The sequence below is a fragment of the Variovorax sp. 20P10.2.4 genome (genome assembly GCF_058244205.1).
The window spans coordinates 1-3,895 of record NZ_JBZAYE010000658.1; the positions used below are offsets into that span (position 1 = coordinate 1).

The 3,895-nt window shown below is 73.1% G+C and carries 4 protein-coding genes and 1 pseudogene; 1 reads left to right on the plus strand and 4 read right to left on the minus strand.

From position 1 onward, the window contains the following. The 4 genes from AC27VN_RS35145 to AC27VN_RS35160 all read right to left on the minus strand — a co-directional run. Window positions 1-882, minus strand: an 882-nt coding sequence (locus AC27VN_RS35145; RefSeq protein WP_490879600.1) for a glycosyltransferase family protein, incomplete at its 3' end; no start/stop codon positions are given. Between the two features lie 2 nt (window positions 883-884). Next, window positions 885-1,652 carry a hypothetical protein gene (locus AC27VN_RS35150; protein ID WP_490879601.1) on the minus strand — a complete coding sequence of 256 codons (768 nt, stop codon included), beginning with the start codon at window positions 1,650-1,652 and terminating at the stop codon, window positions 885-887. Continuing rightward, window positions 1,642-2,631, minus strand: coding sequence for a hypothetical protein (locus AC27VN_RS35155; RefSeq protein ID WP_490879602.1), 990 nt, complete (start codon window positions 2,629-2,631; stop codon window positions 1,642-1,644). The genes AC27VN_RS35150 and AC27VN_RS35155 overlap by 11 nt, the downstream gene beginning before the upstream one ends. 11 nt (window positions 2,632-2,642) lie before the next feature. After that, window positions 2,643-3,665: a glycosyltransferase family 2 protein gene (locus tag AC27VN_RS35160; protein WP_490879603.1), complete on the minus strand. Its 1,023-nt coding sequence runs from the start codon at window positions 3,663-3,665 to the stop codon at window positions 2,643-2,645. 84 nt (window positions 3,666-3,749) lie between these two features. Here AC27VN_RS35160 and AC27VN_RS35165 point away from each other — a divergent pair. Next, window positions 3,750-3,895, plus strand: a pseudogene (locus tag AC27VN_RS35165) (UDP-glucose 6-dehydrogenase); the annotation flags it as partial.

Genomic DNA, 3,895 nt, shown 5'->3' on the forward strand with positions numbered 1-3,895 from the left:
GGGTTGGTCGGTCTGCAGCAGCAGGATCGGCTTGCGGTAGACCTGGGCGACCGACAGCGCGGCCATGCCCGGGGCCGAGACGATGAAGGCGCTGCGCGCCGCGGTGTCGATCCAGTGCGCGTCCTGCGGCTGCCAGCCGGCGCGCCCGGCATAGCCTTCGCCCACGCAATGCGCGCCCAGGCCCGCGGCGGCCAGGCCGTGCTCGAGGCCGTCGGCCAGCGCCGTGTCCTTGAAGTGCGGGTTGAGGTAGACCGCGGCCCGCGGGGCAACGGATGCAACGTCCTCGCTCGATGCCACCGCCACCGGCGTCGCGAGCCAGTAGGTGCCGTGGCCATCGTGCGCCGGCGCCTCCTGCGCGAAATCGTGCGCGATGCGCGCGCGGCTGCGCCCGATCTGCCAGGCCACGATGCGGCCGAAGGCGCGTGCCGTCCAGCCCGGCAGCCGGCCGCTGAAATTGCCTTCGAGCGCGCGCCGCAGGCTCGCGCCGTACACGTGCACCACCTTGTGCCGCCACGGCGGCAGCGCGCCCATGAACAGCAGCGCGGGATGGAAGGAGTCGTTGACCACCAGGTCGGCCTCGCGCAGCCGGCCGTGCAGCCGCGCGATGTCGCGCAGCATGCGGCCGGGCCGGAACACGTAGTGCGCCACGTTGCGGTCGGTCTCGCGCCGCAGCATGTTCTGCCGCGCGTCGAACTGCACCGCGTAGTGGCGCGAGAGCACGGGCGCGTCGATGCCGAAGCCCGCGAGGAAGAGCGCGCCCTCGTCGGAGGTGGTCAGCACCTGCACCTGCGCGCCGGCCGCGCGCAGCGCGTGCGTGAGCAACTGCGAGCGCATCAGGTGGCCGCGCGCGTCGGCGGTCGCGAGGTAGAGGATGCGCGGCATGCTCAGCCCGCCCGCGGCACCAGCCGCAGTGCCGCGCCCGCGCACCACATGCCGAGCGCGCCCGTGATGCCGAAGCCGCGCTCGATGGCGCGCACCTCGTCCATCAACTGTGCGAGCCGCGCGCGCTCGTGCGGCGCCACGCAGCGCTGCAGCGTGTGGCTGCACAGCCGCACATGGCGCTGCTCGTCGGCCCACACGCGCGCGAGCAGCGGATGCAGCGCATGCGCGGGCCCGATCAGCGCGCAGTGGCGCTCGAGGATGCGCGAGGCCATCTGCTCGGCCGCGAGGCCGATCGCATAGGCCGGCACCAGGCCGCCGTGCGCGAAGTGCGGCGCGTGGCGGCGGATCAGCGCCTGCCAGCGCGCGAGCTTGCGCCGGCTGAACCAGTCGGGCCGCGGTTGCTCGCCATCGATGGCGCCGGCCCGTGCGCGTCCGCCGCGTTCGGCGATGGCCTCGGCGAACAGCCGCGCATGCAGCTGCTCGTCGGCCAGGTGCTGGTCGAGCTGGCGCTCGAGCCAGTCGGGCGCGGCGGCGCGCAGTTCGCGCTGCAGCGCCTGTTCCGACGATTCCTCGCCCACGAGGTAGAGGCGCAGCAGCAATGCCTCGCCCGCGCGGCTGGCATGCAGCTGGCGCAGCGCGGCGCGCTTCACGCGGTGGACCAGCGCGGCTTGCAGCGCGGGCCAGCCGCGCAGCAACGGCGGCGCCAGGCTCTCGAAGCCCGGGGCATTCGGCGCATCCGGCGCGGCCTGCGCGTACAGCTCAGCGGCCATTCGACCCGGCCTTCGCATCGAGCGCCACGGGCTGCAACTGCTGTTGCTGCCAGCCGAGTACCAGCCCCAGGAAGCTGCCCTGCAGGAAGCCGCGCGCCGTGGCGTCGGCGCCCGCGAACTCGCGCTGCTGCCCGTCGTAGCGCACGAAGCCCTTGCCGCCGGTGGCGCCGATGGTCAGCTTCTCGTTCTTGCGGAAGCCGCGCTGCAGCAGCGGCTGCAGCAGGGCCTGCGATTCGAGTCCGTAGAGGAACAGGTCGCGCTGCACCACCTGGCGCGGAATCTGTCCGCTCAGGGCCTGCAGCTCGAGCGACCAGTTGCCCTCGCGCATCGCCTCGGCCAGCGGCCGGTTGCGCGTCGTGACGAAGCGCGTGCGTGCCACCCACTTGACGGCCTTCGACACGCCGAGCCCGACCGTGATGTCGGCGTCGCGCGCGGCGTTCTCGCGGTTGTCGCGCACCTGCACCAGTTCGTCGGCCAGGCGCGCCGTCAGCGAGGGCTTGGCGAGCGCCTCCACGACCTGCGCGCTGCTGAACAGCACGCGTTCGCCGCCGGCCTCGCCGACCACGAGCTGCCAGGGATCGATGCGGATCTCGGAGAACTCGCCGCGCACCGGCGCATGCGCATGGCTGCTGAACGACCAGTCGCTGCCCGAGCGGCTCAGCAGCGCATGGAAGCTCAGCGGCACGCGCTGGCCATCGGCCGTGCGGCCCGAGCCCTGCAGCACCACGTCGCCCACGATGCGCTTGCCGTCGTAGCTGCGGCCATTGGCGAAGCGCAGCGTGTGCGTGGCCTCGTCGAGCGTGGCGCGGGTGTCTTCGTCGTCGAGCGCGAGCCGGTTGCAGTTCTCGCCGGTGCCGGCGGCGATGGGGCAGCCGCTGCCCGAGGCGAAGGCGAAGACGCCGCGGCCCGAGAACTCGGCCGAGGCCGCGAGTCCGGGAGCGAGCAGCGCGAGGGCGGCGAGAACGAGCAGGCGTGCCATGGTCGCGGGCCTCAGGGACGGTGGTACGAGAGCGCCTGCGCATCGGCATGCGCGCGGCCCGTGGTGTGCAGGCCGATGCCGCGCGCGAAGGCGCCGAGCATGTCGACGGCCGAGAAGCCCAGGATCAGCAGCACGCCGAGCGCCCAGCGCGCGCCGCGCAGCGGCGGCAGGTCCTGCCGGTTGAGCGCGCGCAGGCTGAAGCCCAGCCGCGTGACGAGCACGCACAGCGGGCCGATCGGGCCGCTCTTCGCGAGCCACTGCCAGCGCGGCGACACGTAGCTGCGCAGCAGGTGCGGCGTGAGCGAATACGTGTCCTGCCCGCGCATCCAGCGCAGCTTGAGCGCTTCGCGCCGCGTGTCGGGCAGGCGGTGCTCGGTGTGGGCGCGCGCCGCGTAGTGCAGCGGGATGCCGGCCGCGCGCAGCCGCATGCCGAGCACCTGGCAGTGGGCGCGGTAGACGCCGTCGAGCGCCTGGTAGCTGTGGGTGTCGAAGACCTCGCGCCGGAACGCCACGTTGTTCGCGTAGAAGTTGCTCGTCGCGCCCGCGTGCTCGTTCGGGAAGTACATGAAGTCGATGGTGGTGAGCGCGGTGCCCACCACGTTGGCCGCGTAGCTGGTGCGGCCCGCCACCACGGCCGGCGCGTCGGCGCGCGCGAAGGGCGCGAGCAGCTCGCGCAGCCAGTCCTCGTCGGGCAGGCAGTCGGCATCGGCGAACACCACCCAGTCGCAGCGCGCCGGATCGGTGGCCGCGAAGCCGGTGTTCTTGGCGTCGTAGTAGCCGGTGCTGGCGTCGATGCGCACGAAGTCGACGGGCCGGCCGGCCAGGCGTTGCACTTCCTCGCAGGTGGCGGCATCGAGGCCGTCGTGCGTGATGACCACCTGGGCCAGCGTGGACAGCGGCTGCTTCTGACGCGCGAGCAGCGCGATCAGCCGCCGCAGGCTGGCGGCGGCCTGGGCCTGCGCATCGGCACCGCCGCGCAGGTTGTTGGTCTCGAGGACCAGCGCGGTGCGCGCCGCCACTTGATCGGGCATCATCGATTTTTCCTGTCCGGACGTCGTTGGGAAGGCATGCATGCCGCTTTTATCGCACAACCCTCGCGGTTGCCAGTGCCATCGCGCATGGGCGCGGCCCGCCGCGGGGCCGCTGTCTTGAAGCTCGCGGTCTTCGGCGCGGGCTACGTGGGCCTGAGCTTCGCGGCCTGCATGGCCGAGGCCGGTCACGCGGTGCTGTGCGCCGACACCGACGCGCCGCGCATCGCGGGCCT

Coding starts and splice junctions, on each gene's coding strand:
- AC27VN_RS35150 (WP_490879601.1), bottom strand. CDS start 1,652: ATGGCCGCTGAGCTGTACGCGCAGGCCGCGCCGGATGCGCCGAATGCC.
- AC27VN_RS35155 (WP_490879602.1), bottom strand. CDS start 2,631: ATGGCACGCCTGCTCGTTCTCGCCGCCCTCGCGCTGCTCGCTCCCGGA.
- AC27VN_RS35160 (WP_490879603.1), bottom strand. CDS start 3,665: ATGATGCCCGATCAAGTGGCGGCGCGCACCGCGCTGGTCCTCGAGACC.